Origin of the sequence: Kaistia nematophila, assembly GCF_026343855.1 — a bacterium.
Classification (GTDB): domain Bacteria; phylum Pseudomonadota; class Alphaproteobacteria; order Rhizobiales; family Kaistiaceae; genus Kaistia; species Kaistia nematophila.
The window spans coordinates 438,196-454,867 of record NZ_JAPKNK010000001.1; the positions used below are offsets into that span (position 1 = coordinate 438,196).

The window sequence follows — 16,672 nt, forward strand, 5'->3', positions numbered from 1 at the left end:
CGCTTGGGGCGGCCCCTCGAATTCAGAGTTTGTCATCGGATGAGCGAGCCGTCCCGGCGGTTTGGCGCCGCGGCCACGGCCGAAGCCATGACACGACAGGAAGCGTGCTCTCGTGAGCCCGGCTTATACGGAGAAGGTCCAGCCAAGTCAACGCGAGTCCGGCGCGCCGCGTAGAGAAGGCGTTGGCGGCCACCCAATGCCATGAATAACGCGAAATTCCGTGGTCCACGGCGATTCCGACGTGAATTTGACGCGGTCCACCCGCCCGAGTCATCATAGAGGGGTCGTCGGCCCGAGATGGGAGCGCCGATTGAATGACGCCAAAGTGACGGATCTCAACGCGAGCCCCTTGCAATCCGGTTTAGTCGCGCAGGTCCCCTTGCCGGATGTCGCTCCTGCGCGGCCACGGCGTCATGCCTTCGGCCTGTCGATCAAGCTCATTCTCCTGACGATCGTCTTTGTCATGGTCAGCGAAGTGGCGGCCTTCGTGCCGTCCGTCTCGAGCTATCGCGTCCGCTTCCTGGAAGAGAAGCTGGCGACCGCGCAGGCCGCCGCCGTGCTGCTCGGCTCCGCCGCCTGGGATAATGTGCCGCGCACCGTCCAGGACGAGCTGCTTGCGACCGTTGGCGCCACCGCCATCGTGCTGCGCACCGGCAAGGCGAGCCGGCTGCTCGCCGCCGTTGAGATGCCGCCATCCGTCGACGAGGTGGCGGACCTGCGCGATACCTCGCTCTGGCGCTCCGCCCAGGCCGCCTTCACCACGCTCACCGCCTGGACGCCGCGCACCCTGCGTGTCATCGGCGCGGACCGGGACGGCAAGAGCCTGGAGCTCGTGATCAGCGACCGGCCGCTGCGGGCGGCGATGATGCGTTTCGCCGCCAATATCCTGATCCTGTCGGCGGTGATCTCGATCCTCACGGCCGTGCTGATCTATATCAGCCTGCAGCGCCTGCTGATCCGGCCGATGCGCCAGCTGGCGCAGGCCATGGTGCGCTATTCGGAGGATCCGGAGGACAAGTCCCGCATCATCGAGCCGAGCGGCCGCTCCGACGAGATCGGCATCGCCGAGGACAAGCTCGCCGCCATGCAGAACCACCTGACCGAATCGCTGGCGCAGAAGCGACATCTCGCCGATCTCGGTCTCGCCGTGTCCAAGGTCAACCACGACCTGCGCAACCTGCTCGCCTCGGCGCAGCTCTTTTCCGATCGCATCGCGGCCTTGCCGGACCCGGCGGTGCAGCGCTTCGCGCCGAAGCTGATCGCCACGCTCGGCCGCGCCATCGACTATTGCCAGACGACGCTCGCCTATGGCCGGGCGCGCGAGCGCGAGCCGCAGCGCCGCCTCGTCGATCTCGGCCGGATCTGTCGCGAGGTCGCCGACGTGCTCGGGCTCGACCATCACGCGACCATCGTCTTCGACAGCCGGATCGAGGCGGGCTTCGAGGTGGACGCCGACCCGGACCAGCTGTTCCGCGTCCTGCTCAATCTCTGCCGCAATGCCGTGCAGGCGATGGACGGCGAGGCCGACCCGGCCGTCGTGCGCCGCCTGTTCGTCGAGGGGCGGCGCGAGGGCGGCGTCGTCGTCATCCGTATTTGCGATACCGGCCCTGGCGTCTCGGCCAAGGCGCGCCAGCATCTGTTCCAGGCCTTCCAGGGCGGCGTCCGCCCCGGCGGCGCCGGCCTCGGCCTCGCCATCGCGGCCGAGATCGTGCGCGCCCATGGCGGCACCATCGCCCTGGTCGACCAGAGCGCGCCGGGCGCGGCCTTCGAGATCACGCTGCCGGACCGGCCGATCGACTTCGATCTCGCCGCGCGCGCCCGCGTCGGCTAGCGCGGCTTCCGGCGGACGACGCAGCTCGGGCAAAGCCGCCCGCGCCGCGCGGCACTGCCTCGGGTTTTTAGGTGGGATAGAAAATTCTCCACAGCCTCGTCCAACTCGGCGCTTGCAATCGGCGAAGTGAGGCTGTAGCAATCCCCTCGTCGACGACCTGAGGGTCGGCGCGGCGCCCGGGAGTGTTGCTTCAGGGTGGTGCAAATCGACAGGCGCCCGTAGCTCAGCTGGATAGAGCACCAGACTACGAATCTGGGGGTCAGGAGTTCGAATCTCTTCGGGCGCGCCATCTTTTCAATGACTTAGCCGAAGTTTCCTGTAACGCGTTCCCCACGCGTTCCCCATTACACGTTCCCCACGCGTTCCCGGTGCTCCTTTCTCTTCGTCGCGACGCGGCGTGAGGCTTCCAGTTCGCCGCGATCGTAGACGCGTGACGTGACGGTCGCGTCGGTATGGGCGGCATGCTTCGACACATCTTCCACGGCCGCGCCCGCATCCCGTCCTTCGGTGATGCCGCCTGCGCGGCTGTCCCTGTTCCAGACTTCCTTTGGCACGCCGGCCGCCGTCGCGATCTTGCGCCAGCGCTTGCTGTACTCCTTTTCGGAGTAGGGCAGCCCTGAGCGTTCGTCGATGATCATCGGCCCGATGCGGTCCGCCGGCTTCACCCTGGCGATCTCGGCCGAGATGAGCGGATAGAGCGTCGTGTCGATCTTCATCTCGCGGCCGGGCTTCGATGTCGCGAAGTCGATGAGACCTTCGCTATCGAGATATACGTAACTGTCGCTTTGTTACATTTCCTGTCATCTTCTGACGTGGCGATGTCATGCAAATTTGTGCGTCTGGTCGCATACATAGTTTCGATTTAGCCCTCCTGTTTCGAAGGCGGGTACGCTCGACCTATGTGTCTCCGGAAGGCCGGGGAGCGAGCGGCAGGGACAGGCAGAATGTCGATCCGCTTCCGTCGCTGGCGGTCAGCGCCAATTCTCCGCCGTGCTGCCGCGCGATTTCCCTCGATATGTAGAGTCCCAGGCCGGAGCCCTTGGTCCGGTGGCCGGCGGCTCGGTAGTACTTCAGGAATATGAATTCGCGGTGCTCCGGCAGGACGCCCATGCCCTGATCTGTCACGCTCACCAGCACGAAGCCGCTCTCGGTCGACAGGCGAACTATCACCGGGCTGGGAGGCGTCGAATATTTGAGCGCATTCTGGACAAGGTTCTGCAGCGCGATTTCCAGCAGGTAGCGGTCGCCGTTCACCAGGGCTGGCTCGCCGGCAAAGAAGCTGACCCGACCGGCGGCATCGTCATCCAGTCCCGTCTGCGCGATCCGCAGGATCTCGTTGATATCGAATGTTTCGACGATCGCGTTGGGCGTCTCCGCGGCGTCAAGCCGGTCGCCGGCCAGGACGTTTTCGATCAGCAGGGTCATTCGCTTGACGGTCTGTCGGATCCTCGAGCTTCGGGTCTTGACGTCATCGGCGCCTTCGGGCGCGGAAAGCGACAGGTTGTCGGCGGCTGCTGCAATGACGGCGAGGGGGCCGCGAAACTCGTGCGAGACGACCGCCAGGAAGTCCCGCTGCTGGGAAAGCGCTTCGTTGACGGAGTCCAGGGATTGCCGGAGCCTGGTTTCCAGGACGTGACGCCGATCCACTTCTTCCTTGAGCGATGCGTTCGCGTCCGACAGCTCCGATGTTCGCTCGCGTACCTTGATCGTCAGGTCGCGTTCTGCCGCCTGGGAGATCGCCAGGACGCGATCCTGTTCCGCGCGCGCACGGCGCTCGCCCAACTGTGCAGCAATACGGCCACACAGAAGGATGAGGGCGAGGCCGAAGCCCGCCACCAGTCCCGTGGTCACGAGATGCTGCGTGCGCATGGGGGCCAGTTCGTCCAGCGCGGCCAGAATCAGCAATTGATATGGCGTATTGGTCAGGGGCTGGCTGCGCAGAAGATAAGGGTTGCCTTCGATCGACCATTGGTCCCCCTGGCCCGCGTCGGCCAGCGCGCGTATGGCCATCGGCTCGCCCAGTTCCTCCCCGCCGTCGGGGGGCTCGATGCTGTCGGGCGGCAGCAACGCCGCCACGTTGCGCAGCATGAAGGGTTCGGATGTGGTGGTGATGACGCGCCCTTGGCGGTTTACGACCAGAGCAATGTGTCGTCCCGTGAGGTAGTGGGCTACGTCGGGTGCGTCGAATTTCACAGTGACCGAGCCCAGCGGAATACCGTTTGCGTCGTCGACGCGGCTGGCCACGAAATAGGATGGGGTCTTGTTGATGCGGGCAATGCCGAACGATGCGCCCTTGCCGTAACGCAGCGCGTCCATGAGGTAAGGGCGACCGGTGTAGATCATGCCGACGATGCTCTCCGGTTCGGCCCAGTTGCTGGCCGTCACCGTGTCGTCGGACATGTTGTTCATGTAGATGCGGGCATAGCGAAGATCGCCTGCCAGCGCATTCATGAAGTCGCCGACCTGCCGAACCAGCGGGTCGCGGGTGAACTGGGCAGCCCGCTGCTGGCGTGTCAGTTCGGCAGCGCCGGGTAGATCGGTGCGGTAGCGGGTCGCGAGTTCGATCACCTGACCCTGGCTCGCCACCATGTTCGAGACGCTGACCATTTCGGTGAACAGCCGGTCCATCACGCGTGCGGTGGTGATGGCCTCGTATTCGGCGCTGGCGGTCAGGCTGCCAAGCTGAGCCGTCATCGTGCGCTGCGACATCCACAAACCCGCGACGGCCACCAGTACCAGCCAGGTCAGGGCTGCACTCAACGTTAGTCGGTGAACGAGCGGCAGCATCTTCCGATTGCGTCGTGGCTGAGCCGGGCTCTCTTCCCCCGCAGTAGGAATGCTCTGGCCCGAAGCGGCTTGATCCGGCCTCGTGCTTGTCATGGATAGGCTCTCATCCTTTCCGCGCCCATGGATTGCGAGGTGCCAGATACCGCTGTGGGCCGGCCGGGCTTGGGTCTAGGGCCGATTGTCTGAAACGCCTGTTCTCTTGGCTGCGCAAATGGGTCAGGCCCCGTTTGGGCAGACGCCGGCGATGCCAAGGGTCCATCAAGCCTCATTTCACCGTCTCATGCTCCCCAGCCATCCGCTTTCACTAAACAGAGTTCTCTTCTTCGGTGTCGGCAATCAAGTTCTTCGTTTGCCTAGACAGAGCGAATTTAGGGCGTTGTTGCGCAAATTCTCATCAAGTGAAAGCAAGTGTCAGTAACTGACAGTCTCTGAAATTGTCGCAAATCAAACGAGCCATTACGCAGGAGATCGTTAACGGTATCGATCAAACCGACATCAATTCCAATCTGGCTGGCGCGTATCGCGGGACCGATCTGGGCAGGATTGAGGGCCGGCGGAGTTAGCGTGGATTGAACATGCGGCGAAAACCCTGAGTTCTATTCAGCCCCGGGGGATAATGGAATGAAACCAGATCGGAATAGACTGCTTATAAGTTGCTCGGTTCTTGCCCTTACCGCCGTCTTCGGCAGTGGGCTCGCCCGAGCCGCAGACCTCGCTGAAGGTCAAGGCTATGTGGAGCAGTCCAGCCAGCCCCGCGGTCGGGCGATCCCCGGGGCGATGGCTCGGACGCCCAGCAATGACCAGCTTTACAGGATGATCCTGGACCTCCAGCAGGGTCAGCGTCGCCTGGAGGGTGAACTGATGGCGGCCCGCGCCGAAACGGCCAGGGCCCAGGCCGAGCTCGCCGAGGTCCGGTCTGCATCGACCGCCATTCAGGGGCAGATCTCCGCACAGGCGGCCGGAAGCCGGATGATGGTGGACTATGGCGGCGAGGCGCCGCCCAGCCGCCTCGCGGTGGCAGCTCCCAACTTCCGCATCGGCGGTGGCGGCGGCAATGGCCGCTACGAAGGCTATGGCTATACGGAGGGGTCGCTGGCCATACCGCTCGGCGAGCGCGGAGGGGTCCAGCTCGATGCGCTGGGCGGCATTTCGCAGGAGAACGGCTTTGCCGGCTCCGCCGTGCATCTGTTCACGCGCGATCCCGAAAAGGGAGCGGTCGGCGCCTATGCCAGCTACCTCTATGGCAACGGCTCGTATCAGGACGGCGATAGCTTCGAACAGGGAGTCTCGCAGGCGAAGGTCGGCGTCGAGGGCCAGCTCTATCTCGACCGCTTCACCCTGGAGGGTCTCGCCGGCGTCAACTGGGATTCGCTGGACGACAATGCCGGCCTGTTCGCCGAGGGGCGAGCCAGCTGGTATGCGACCGACAACTTCAAGGTCAATGCCGGCCTGCGCTACGCCGATGCGTTTGGCAGCGACAGGACCGAGGTCGTCGGCGGGGCGGAATACCTGACCCAGTTCTCGACCGGTACCGCCGCGTCGATCTTCGGCGATGTCGCGTTCGACGTCGGCGGCAATGACGGCGGGGGCAATGACGTGACCGCCATGGGCGGACTTCGCTTCCACTTCGGAACGGGCAACAAGTCCCTCATCCGGCGCGATCGCGAGGATTACCTGCCGACCTATCTCGGTCGCGACGCGGGCGATCTGCCGCGTTCGGTCAATGTCGTCGGCCAGCCGGGCGCACCAGGTGCGCCTGGCAGCGATGGAGCCACGGGACCTACCGGGCCCGCTGGGCCTACAGGCCCCACGGGGCCCGCTGGCCCTACCGGCCCCACGGGCCCGGCAGGGCCGTCCGGATCGGACGGTCTGCCCGGCACGCCAGGAAAGGATGGCCTGCCCGGTACGCCCGGATCGGACGGCTTGCCGGGAACTCCGGGAGCAAACGGCCAGCCGGGAAGTCCAGGCAAGGATGGCCTGCCCGGTGTTCCGGGTGCACCGGGAGATCCCGGGCCGGAAGGGCCGACGGGCCCGCCCGGCGCCCCCGGTGCCTCCGGCTGATCCACGACATCGTCCGTCGGAACCCATCGCGGCAGCTTGCCGCGATGGTCGTTTCCAGGGCGTGAAAAGGCAGGAATTCCCAGGATGGGTGTGTTGCGGGCATCATGCAACGCTTGCTCATCCCGCTGCCGATGCGTCAACCTTGCCAGAAGCTGAAATGGCCGGCCAGAAGCATGGCAATGGACACTTCAAGCGCCCACTGTCGCGAGCAGAAGATGGCCCCACCGCGCCTAGAATGCATGATCCAGTCGCCCAATCCGCCGGCTCTCGTGCCGGCTCCCGGCCAGCGCGACTGGATGGATGCCACCAACGAGCATTTCGCCTATCGCTGCACCCCGCTGTCGATCGCCAACGCTTCCGGATGGGAACTCCTCAACCCGCATGAGGTGACGGTCATCTGGACGGGCTACAACAGCACCAGCGATATCATCATCCGCGTGCACGAGCCGGGCGTGACGCACCGCTTCATCTCGTCGACCTTTGGCCATGGCATCGTCACCTTCCATCCCGGCTATGTCTTCCGTACCGATCCGGGCTGGATGGTCTGGGCTCGTGGCGGCCCCAATCGCATCAAGGACGGTATCCATCCGCTCGACGGCCTCGTGGAGACCAACTGGCTTCCATTCAGCTTCACCATGAATTGGAAGTTCACCCGCCCCGGCGCCGTGACCTTCGCCAAGGGGGAGCCGTTCTGCTTCATCACCATGACACCGAGCGTCGCCATCGAAGACGTGCAGCCGGTCATCCTGCCGATGGAGGACGATCCTGATTTCCACCGGGAGCACAAGATCTGGAACAGCGAGCGTCGGCTGTTCAATGCCGGACTTCAGATGCGGGACGAACTGACCGAAGAACAGAAATGGCAGAAGAACTATCTGAAGGGTGTTTCACCCTCGGGCCTCTCGAAAGCGGACGCGAACCACCGAGTGAAGCGGACCCTCAAGGCGCCTGTCCTCGGCCGGCAGTCCCGTGAGCCAGGCCCGACCGAGGATGCTGGCAGCGCACCGGCAGTGGTGCCGGACGAATAGCGTCGGACGACGCGTGCGCCGGCCTCAGGCTGCCGCGGGTGGCCGATCCGCCTCTACCGATTTCCATATCTAAGCACGACCAGAGCTTCGCATTGATGGCCAGCAAAAAGCCCAGATCTAACGACGGCACACCAGCTCCGCTCGTCTACCTCGTTGATGACGACGAGGATTTCCGGGACGAAATGGTGTTTGGCTTATCCAGATTGGGCCTGAACACCCACGGATTCAATGACGCTTCCGAGTTCTACCGGGCCTATGCCGGTAGACCCTGCGATATCGTCATTCTCGATATCGCCCTGGAAGGGGAAGACGGTCTGTCGATTGCAAACCATTTGCGCGCCTCGCAATCGGTCGGGATCGTGATGGCGACGGGCCGGGGAGACATCGAGGACAAGGTACACGGCCTCGAGCAGGGCGCCGACGCCTATCTTGTAAAGCCCATCGACGTCCGCGAACTCGCTGCCACGGTCATCGCTCTCCATGCGCGGCTGAACCGGAACGCACTTGCCGCATCGCCGCCAACGCCGAACTGGGCGCTGGTGGAGGCCGGCTGGGTGCTGACCGATGGTCTGGGCCATCGCCTCCGCCTCACCGTCTCGGAGCAGCGCTTTCTGGAGCGCCTGTTCCAGGAGCGCGGGAAAACCGTCGAGCGCCGTGCGCTCGTGGAGGCCCTTGGCGCCGATGTCTATGAATTCAACTATGCACACCTGGACACCATTGCGAGCCGCCTGCGCCGAAGAGCGGAGAAATGCGACATGCGCCTCCCTCTCCATGCCGTGCGTGGGCAGGGTTTTGCTTTTGCCGAGTAAAATGGCCCGCTCCGGTGATGGCCTGCAAGATGTCGTAGCGTAATGTTCGCTGGCAGTCCTTGGTGTCAACGTTAGTTCGAGTGACAGCGAGTGACAGGAGGCGACAGATACTGAAATTGTGAAGAATCGTCTCATTAATTATTTGTAAGGGAGGGGAAGAGTGCGCGATTGGCGCGCTCGAATGAGAAATGCATGCACGAGCATCGCTAGATATGCGGTGATGACTTCGTCGCGTGCAGGCGGGGTTAGTATGGATCGGGTTTTGCTCGACGGACCTGGCAAAGCAGGTCGAACCTACTCAAGCAAGACGTGCCAAGACGTTTGGACCAATGGCGTCTCGCGGGGCGATCCATTCGATCGCTTCACAGCCGATCGCCATGGGTATCGTCGGTCGTCTTCGACCAATCTCATAGTCCTACCACCGAAAAAGCAGCATCGGCAGCGGGCGCAAGGCGGACGAGTTTCTGCATCCGCTCGCCATGCTCGCCGCATCGTCCCCGCCGCGCAGGTCGACTGCCGTGCCCGGGCCCCGGGACGTTTCAACTGTCTCTGATCGGCTCGAGCGCTGGCAAGTCCCGCCTCGATGATCGCCTCCCATGACCTCGAATAGCCATTCGCATCACCAGGAACGAACCATGCGCAACGCAATTCCCACGACATCCGCTGGCGAAACGAGCCGGGACAACGCCTCACGAGAAGCCAGCTGGCGCGCGTTCCTCGTGAGGGGCGGGCGCATGGTCAAGTACAAGGGCATCGTCGGCAGCGTCGCCCCTCATCTGGCCTCGGCCGGACTTGTCGCGCTGGGTGTCGTCGCGTTCTCCGGTTCTGTCGCGAACGCCGGCACGTGCAGCACCTCCGACAACACCAATTTCGAATGCTCGGGCGCGGCGGGCGCACCCGGCACCGACACGCCGATCGTGATCAATAATCCTGGCGCGACGGCGGTGACGACCGATCCGGGCTTCGGGATCGACGCCAGCGGCACGGCCATCACGCTCGTGGGCAGCGGCACTGGCGACGTCTCGTTCACCGACACCAACCAGTCAACGATCATCGGCGGCGGCAATGCTGGTATAGTGGTCGACGGCAGCAACGCGGGCTCGGTCACCATCACGTCCAATGGTACGATCACGGGGCAGGGCGGTGCCGGCATCTATTACACGGGCACCACCAACCAGACCGGGCTGACCTACGACGTCAACGACGTCAACGGATTTGGATACGGCATCAGGATCGACAATTATTACGGCTCGGGCGCGGTCAACATAAAGGCCAACAACGTCCAGTCGGATAACTATGACGGCATCTATGTCGTAGGGGGGTCGAATTCCTCGGACCTGACCATCGAAGTCAATGACGTCCATGGCGGTAACGAGGGCATCCACGCCTATCACTTTGGCTCCGGGACCTTTTCCATCACGGCGAACGATGTTACTTCGGGCACGAACTTCTCGGGTATCACCGCCACGATGGGGGCGAATACCGACGGCCTGACCGTCGACGCCCATGATATCAATGCCGGGGTCTACGGTGTCCTTCTGAATGGCAATTCCGGCACGGGCGACATTTCGGTTACGGCCAACGACATCGAGTCGGGCAGCAACGGCATCCATTTCGACAATGGTCCGCTGACGCACGACTTCACGATTGACGTCAACAAGATCACGTCCACGAACGCCAACGGCATCTACGGCTTCTCCAGCGGCACCGGCGACACCAACATAACGGTGCATGACTCGATCACGGCCGGCACCAACGGCATCTGGATCGATATCGATCCGAGCCTCGCCGCGGGCGCGACGACCATCGATGTCGGCGATATCTACGCCGGCAACGAAGGCATCAATCTCGAAGCGAATGCGAATACGACCGATCTCACGATCAAGGTGAACGACGTTACGTCAGGCGCCAGCGGTATCCGGTTCAACACTTGGGGTTCCGGCGACGTCTCTGTCACTGCCAACGATATCGACTCAGGCTTTGTCGGCATCTGGCTCGACACGGACTGGACCACGAAGGACCTCACCATTGATGTGAACAACATCACGGCCGCTAACGATGGCATCAATGCCGTCCACAGCGGCACCGGCTCTGTCAACGTCACGGTGAGGGGTTCGATCGACTCCGGCGATGACGCCATCGAGCTTGTCCTCGACAACGGCGCCGTCAAGGACGTGAACCTCGACGTCAACAACGCCAAGGGCGCCGACTACGGCATCTATGTCGTCGACGTCTCCGACGCCGTCGGCCCGGGCGATCCCAGCAACGACCTGACCATCGTCACCCGCGGCAACATCAAGGCCGGCACCGGCTGGGGCATCTATACCGATACCGATCCCGGCGTGATGACCAAGATCGATGTCCTTGCTGGCTCGACCGTCAAGGCGGATAGCAACCTTGCCATCTTCAACGCCGACGGCGACAGCATCGTCACCATCTGGGACGCCTCCGAGGCCTCGAACGCCATCGTTGGCCAGATCAATCTCGGTGACGGCGTCGACGTGCTGAACCTGCATGGCGGCTTCTCCGGCATCACCTCGCTTTATGGCGGCAAGACCATCGGCGACACGCTGAATGTCTATGATGCCAACAGCACCTATGATGCCGACGCACTCGGTCCCTGGGACTCGATCCACCTCTATGACACCACGCTGAAGCTCTCGACCGGCACGGATACCGATGTCGGTGCGGCAGTGGACATGTCGAACGGCATCTTCCTGCACAATTCGGTGCTCGATGTCAGCGAGAACCCAGACTACGACTCCTACGGCAACCTCTCGATCGACGCGACCAGCACGTTCTATTCCCGCGGCGACGCGGTCGGGAACGGCGTCCTGATCCTCGGCGGCCTCCACAATGACGGCCTCGTCTCGCTTGCCACGCCGGCCGGTGTCGGCGCTGCCGGCGATACGCTGACGATCGGCGGCCAGTACTCGGGCGATGGCGGCGCGATCCTGATCGACACGGTACTTGGCGATGACACCTCCGTCACCGACCGGCTGTACTTCAATGGCGGCACGGCCGAAGGCACCACAAGCGTCGCGGTGAACAATACCGGCGGACTGGGAGCCCAGACGGTCGAAGGCATCAAGATCATCGACGTTACGGGTACTTCGGACGGCACGTTCTCGCTGGTCGGCGACTACGAGATCGCCGGACAGCAGGCCGTCCTTGGCGGTGCTTACGGCTACACGCTGTGGAAGAACGGCATCTCGACCCCGGATGACGGCGACTGGTACCTGCGTTCGCAGCTCGCTCCGACCGGCTCGAACCCGGGCGGTCTCCTCTACCAGCCCGGCGCGCCGGTGTTCGAGGCCTATGCCGGTGTCCTGCTCGGCCTGAACAGCCTGCCGACCCTGCAGCAGCGCGTCGGCAACCGCTCGTGGAGCGGTGGTCCGGTCGACACAGACTCCAAGCTGGCTCCTGAGCCCCTGTCGGGCATCGAGGGTCGCGGCATCTGGGGTCGCATCGAGGCGGCACACAACTCGATCGATCCGGCCGTCTCGACCACGGGTTCCAGCTATGACTTCGACACGCTGAAGTTCCAGGCCGGCGTCGACTTCGCGGTCCTCGAGAACGAATCCGGCAAGCTGATCGGTGCCGTTACCGGGCATTATGGTCATGCATCGGCCGATATCTCGTCCTCGTTCGGTAATGGCTCGATCAGCACGGACGGCGCGGGCTTCGGCGGCACGCTGACCTGGTACGGCAATAGCGGCTTCTATGTCGACGGTCAGGCGCAGGTGAGCTGGTACGACAGCGATCTCGGCTCGGATGTGCTGGGCAACCTCGCTTCCGGCAATGACGGCACGGGCTATGCCCTGTCGCTGGAGACCGGCAAGCGGATCGGCCTGGACAATGGCCTTTCGCTCACGCCGCAGGCCCAGTTGGTCTATTCCTCCGTCGACTTCGACTCGTTCACGCAGACCTATGGCGGTGAGGACGTTGCCGCGATCTCGTTGCTGAACAACGACAGCCTGCGCGGCCGTCTCGGCATGTCGCTCGACCAGAACAAGTCCTGGCGTGGCGACAACGGTCTGGTGTCGCGTAGCCACGTCTACGGAATCGCCAACCTCTACTACGAGTTCCTCGACGGGACCTCCGTCGATGTCTCCGGCGCGACTCTGGCCAGCCGCTCCGACCGGCTGTGGGGCGGCGTCGGCCTCGGTGGATCCTATGACTGGAATGACGACAAGTACTCGATCTATGGTGAGGGTTCGGTCAACACCAGTCTCGAGAACGTCGCCGACAGCTACGACCTGAAGGGGACTGCCGGCTTCCGCGTCAAGTGGTAGTCGCACGGCGACGCAATACCTGAATAAGACAAGACGCCGGGCGGGCAGGCCGGCGTCTTTTTCGACTCCCGCAGGATGGGAAAAGAAGAACGATGCATGTGCTTTTGGTGATCGGTGGCGGGGCCGTGCTGCTCGGGCTGTTCCTGCTCTTCGGCAGGCTCTGGGGCGGCACGGCGCCGGACTTCGCCCTCGCGGCGAAGCTGTTCATACCGGTCTGGGCGCTGGTCGCTTTGGCCAATCTGTGGGTCGGCGTGACGCGCGCCGGCTATTCGGTGAAGCAGGAGCTGCCGATCCTTGTCATCGTCTTCACGGTGCCGGCGGCGCTTGCCGGTGTCGCGCTCTGGCGTGTCGGGCGGTAGGGAGACGGACGGACATGAGCGGACAGGCCAATCACCATCCCTTGCTGCGCCGGCGCGACGGGCACCATGCGCGCGTGACCTTCGAAGAACTGTTCTTCGATCTCGTCTATGTCTTCGCCGTCACGCAGTTGAGCCACGAACTGCTGCACGATCTGGGCCCGGTCGGCATCCTGCAGACGCTGATCCTCTGGTTCGCGGTCTGGCTCGGCTGGCAATATACCTGCTGGTTCACCAACTGGTTCAATCCCGAGGCGCCGCCCATTCGCGGCGTGCTGTTCGCCACCATGGCGCTGGCCCTGGTGATGGCCTCGGCGCTCGATGGCGCGTTCGGCGATCGCGGCCTGGTGTTCGCGGGCGCCTATGCCGCCATGCAGGTCGGGCGCACCGCCTTCATCCTGTTCTCGCTCGGGCGCGATCATCCGCTCGCCGCCAACTACCGGCGGATGCTCGGCTGGCTGCTGATCGCGGCGTGTTTCTGGATCGCCGGCGGGCTTTCGGAATCCTGGCTGCGCGCCGGCTTCTGGGCCGTGGCGGTTCTCTGCGAATATGTCTCGCCGATGTTCGGCTTCGCCCTGCCGGGCCTCGGCCGCTCCTCGACCCGGGACTGGACGATCGAAGGTGGCCACCTCGCCGAACGCTGCCAGCTCTTCGTCATCGTTGCGCTCGGCGAGACGCTGCTCGCCACCGGCGCCATGCTGGCCGGCGCGGAAGTCTGGGACGTGCCGGTCCTGTCGGCGATGCTCGCGACCTTCATGGGCACGCTTGCCATGTGGTGGCTCTATTTCGGGACGTCGAGCAAGGATGCCACCGATGCCATCACCCATTCCGACGATCCCGGCCGGATCGGCGCCGCCTTCCACTATGTGCATGCCATCCTGATCGCCGGCATCATTGCGACGGCGGTCGGCAACGACCTCGTCATGGCGCATCCGCATGACGAGGTGAAGCTCGCCTACGGCCTGATTCTGTCGCTTGGCCCGGTGCTCTATCTGGCCGGCAGCGCGATCTACAAGAAGGTCGTCTACGGCGCCTTTCCGGTATCGCATGTCGTCGGCGCGATCGTGCTCGTCGCGCTGATCCCCGTCCTGCTCAGCGCCGACCTGCTGGTCGCGGGATGGCTGACCAGCCTCGTCATGCTCGGCACCGGGCTGTGGGAAGGACGCATCCGCCGTGTCCGTTCCCGCTTGGACCAAGAGATTGGTTGAGGCTGCCGGAGCCTGGAGCGGCTGAGCGAGGCGGCGCGTGGGTCCTCACTCGAATTCAAATGCGACCGGGCCAAATGCAGTAGGCCCCATGGTCGAGATCACCCGTCGCACGTTCGTCGAGAGCAGAGGCGTCATCGCCGAAGAGCAGGATTTCGAGTCGCGCGAACTGTCGCTCGATGTGCGCGGCTGGAGCGTTTATCGCGTTCACTCGATGGGCTGATCGGCCAACGACCTGCAAGCAGATCTTGGCAACAAGATGCCGCAGGCGACGATCAAGGCGATCGAGTCGCAACTGCCTCCGCAGCGCCCAGTGCCGCGCCATCGAAGTCCTAAAGCTGCAACTGCAATAGAAAAGGCGGCTCCCGTCGAGAGCCGCCTTCATGCCATTCCCGTCCGCCCGGTTGGGAACGCAATTTAATGAAGTCAATGGCCCAGAGAGCCTACGAATCTGGGGGGCAGGAGTTCGAATCTCTTCGGGCGCGCCATTTCCCTTGTTTGCTTAATGACGTCGTGGCGCCCTTTCGGGCGCTTTTTTCGCTTCGGTCCGGCGATATTTCGGGCGGCTTGGCGGCGGGTCGACGACCGACCTGCCGTAATCCGCGGCCTCTTCGGGAGTTCCGGATCGCGCCGCTTTAGCCCGCCGGCTGGAATTCGCGGGCAATGTCGGCGAGCGTCGTTGCTCCGAACTCCTCGGCCAGCACGGCTTCCGCGCGGCTCATCGCATGGGAGAGTCGGGCATTGACCGCGCGTTCGACGGGGCAGGCCGGATGATCGGCGGATAGCGCCAGCGTGAAGACCGAGGCGTCGGTCAGGGCGCGGTGGACTTCCAGCACCGTCAGGTCCGCGGGCGCGCGCAGCAGTCGCCAGCCGCCGCCGGGACCTCCCTCCGACGAAACGATCCCATGCTGCTTCAGCTTGGCCATCGTGCGACGCACGACGACCGGATTCGTCTTCAGCATCAGCGCGATGGTGTCGGATGTCTCGGTTCCTCCGAGAAGCTGCATGTGGACGAGCACATGCAGCATCCGGGAAAGGCGGCTGTCGCTTCGCAAGGCGGTATCCTCGTCTGTAACTGATCCTGTTACGGATTATTGACTCGTCCGAATGTGTAACTTATGTAGTTTCGCATACGAGGTGTGGCACATGTTGAGACGGACATTTTTGGCCAGTCTGGCCGGGGCGGCTTCTTCGGCTCTGGCGTCGGTTCCCGTCCGCAGCGCCACCGCGAAACCACCCGCCAGGCCGGAGGATAGGATGCAGCATCGGTTTATCGAAGCGAATGGGATCCGGATCAACATCGCGGAGCAAGGCGAGGGGCCGCTGGTCCTGCTGTGCCATGGTTTCCCCGAGACATCGCATGCTTGGCGGCATCAGGTCGCCGCGCTGGCGGCGGCGGGCTTCCACGTCGTGGCGCCGGACATGCGCGGATATGGCGAGACGGACAGTCCCGCCGACCCCGAGGCCTTCACGCTGTTCCATCTCGTCGGTGACATGATCGGCATCCTGGACGCGCTCGGCGCGCCGACGGCGATCATCGCCGGCAATGACTGGGGCGCGAGCGTCGCCTGGCAGGCTGCGCTGATGCGTCCGGACCGCTTCCGCGGCGTCGTGGCGATCGGCGTGCCCATGATGGGACAGCCTCCGGTTCCCCCGACCCGGATCTTCCCGCAGACGGCCGAGGCGCTCTTCTACACGCTGTATTTCCAGGAGCCGGGCGTGGCCGAAGCCGAGTTCGAGCGGGACGTGCCGACGACGCTGCGCAAGCTGCTCTATGCGGCGTCGGGCGACGCGGGGCCGCGCGTGCCCGGCGATGGCACGCCGAACCCGTTCGGCATGGTGTCGCGAAAGGACGGCCTGCTTGCGCCCTTGCCGCTGCCGAATGGCTTGCCGAACTGGCTGACGGAGGCGGATCTGCAGGCCTTCGTCGCCGCCTTTGCCCGAAGCGGCTTCCGGGGCGGCCTCAACTACTATCGCAACCTCGATCGAAACTGGGCGCTGCAGGCGGCCCTGAAGGGCAGGACCGTCGACATTCCCGCGCTCTATGTCGTGGGGGATCGTGATGTCGGGCTGAGCATGCCGGGAATGCGGGACATTATCGCTGCCATGCCCACCCTGGTGCCGGGGCTCGAGCCGCCTCTGTTCCTCGAGGCCTGCGGCCATTGGGCGCCGCAGGAGAGCCCCGAACGGGTAAGCGCCGCGATCATCGAGTTCGCGAGGCGGCACTCGACCTAGGGCCCTGCCGACGGGCGGATGCCGGGCTGCACCGGCGGTTGCGATCGGCCCGGGGTCGATCGCAA

Annotated in this window: 12 protein-coding genes and 1 tRNA gene; 10 read left to right on the forward strand and 3 right to left on the reverse strand. The window is 64.1% G+C overall.

Annotation, left to right across the window (positions count from 1 at the left end):
* The first annotated feature begins 310 nt into the window (after positions 1-310).
* Positions 311-1,831, forward strand: a complete 1,521-nt coding sequence (locus tag OSH07_RS02075) for a sensor histidine kinase (RefSeq protein WP_266336936.1) — start codon at positions 311-313, stop codon at positions 1,829-1,831.
* A 212-nt stretch (positions 1,832-2,043) separates the two neighbouring features.
* Positions 2,044-2,120 (forward strand) — tRNA-Arg (locus OSH07_RS02080).
* Between the two features lie 55 nt (positions 2,121-2,175).
* Here OSH07_RS02080 and OSH07_RS02085 read toward each other — a convergent pair.
* Positions 2,176-2,547 (reverse strand): site-specific integrase, encoded by a 372-nt coding sequence (locus tag OSH07_RS02085; RefSeq protein WP_266336937.1) that lies wholly within the window; start codon positions 2,545-2,547, stop codon positions 2,176-2,178.
* Positions 2,548-2,728: 181 nt separating this feature from the next.
* Complete coding sequence (locus tag OSH07_RS02090; protein WP_266336938.1) at positions 2,729-4,618, reverse strand: ATP-binding protein; 1,890 nt, start codon at positions 4,616-4,618, stop codon at positions 2,729-2,731.
* Between the two features lie 621 nt (positions 4,619-5,239).
* Between OSH07_RS02090 and OSH07_RS02095 the strand changes: the two genes are divergently transcribed.
* The 7 genes from OSH07_RS02095 (at position 5,240) to OSH07_RS02125 (ending at position 14,595) form a co-directional block, all read left to right on the forward strand.
* Positions 5,240-6,679: a collagen-like domain-containing protein gene (locus OSH07_RS02095; RefSeq protein ID WP_266336939.1), complete on the forward strand. Its 1,440-nt coding sequence runs from the start codon at positions 5,240-5,242 to the stop codon at positions 6,677-6,679.
* 215 nt (positions 6,680-6,894) lie between these two features.
* Positions 6,895-7,707, forward strand: coding sequence for a DUF6065 family protein (locus OSH07_RS02100; RefSeq protein ID WP_266336940.1), 813 nt, complete (start codon positions 6,895-6,897; stop codon positions 7,705-7,707).
* A 95-nt stretch (positions 7,708-7,802) separates the two neighbouring features.
* Complete coding sequence (locus OSH07_RS02105) at positions 7,803-8,516, forward strand: response regulator transcription factor (RefSeq protein WP_266336941.1); 714 nt, start codon at positions 7,803-7,805, stop codon at positions 8,514-8,516.
* A gap of 734 nt (positions 8,517-9,250) precedes the next feature.
* Complete coding sequence (locus OSH07_RS02110) at positions 9,251-12,811, forward strand: autotransporter outer membrane beta-barrel domain-containing protein (RefSeq protein WP_266336942.1); 3,561 nt, start codon at positions 9,251-9,253, stop codon at positions 12,809-12,811.
* Positions 12,812-12,903: 92 nt separating this feature from the next.
* The gene (locus tag OSH07_RS02115; RefSeq protein WP_266336943.1) at positions 12,904-13,170 is read left to right on the forward strand and encodes a hypothetical protein; all 267 of its coding nucleotides are present in this window, start codon (positions 12,904-12,906) and stop codon (positions 13,168-13,170) included.
* 14 nt (positions 13,171-13,184) lie between these two features.
* Complete coding sequence (locus tag OSH07_RS02120) at positions 13,185-14,375, forward strand: low temperature requirement protein A (RefSeq protein WP_266336944.1); 1,191 nt, start codon at positions 13,185-13,187, stop codon at positions 14,373-14,375.
* Between the two features lie 88 nt (positions 14,376-14,463).
* Positions 14,464-14,595, forward strand: coding sequence for a hypothetical protein (locus OSH07_RS02125; protein WP_266336945.1), 132 nt, complete (start codon positions 14,464-14,466; stop codon positions 14,593-14,595).
* A 412-nt stretch (positions 14,596-15,007) separates the two neighbouring features.
* Here the strand turns inward: OSH07_RS02125 and OSH07_RS02130 are convergent, their stop codons facing one another.
* Entirely contained in the window at positions 15,008-15,427 is a 420-nt protein-coding gene (locus OSH07_RS02130; RefSeq protein WP_266336946.1) for an Rrf2 family transcriptional regulator, read from the reverse strand.
* A 202-nt stretch (positions 15,428-15,629) separates the two neighbouring features.
* Here OSH07_RS02130 and OSH07_RS02135 point away from each other — a divergent pair, with 202 nt between their 5' ends.
* Positions 15,630-16,607 carry an alpha/beta fold hydrolase gene (locus OSH07_RS02135; RefSeq protein WP_266336947.1) on the forward strand — a complete coding sequence of 326 codons (978 nt, stop codon included), beginning with the start codon at positions 15,630-15,632 and terminating at the stop codon, positions 16,605-16,607.
* The last annotated feature ends 65 nt before the right edge of the window (positions 16,608-16,672 follow it).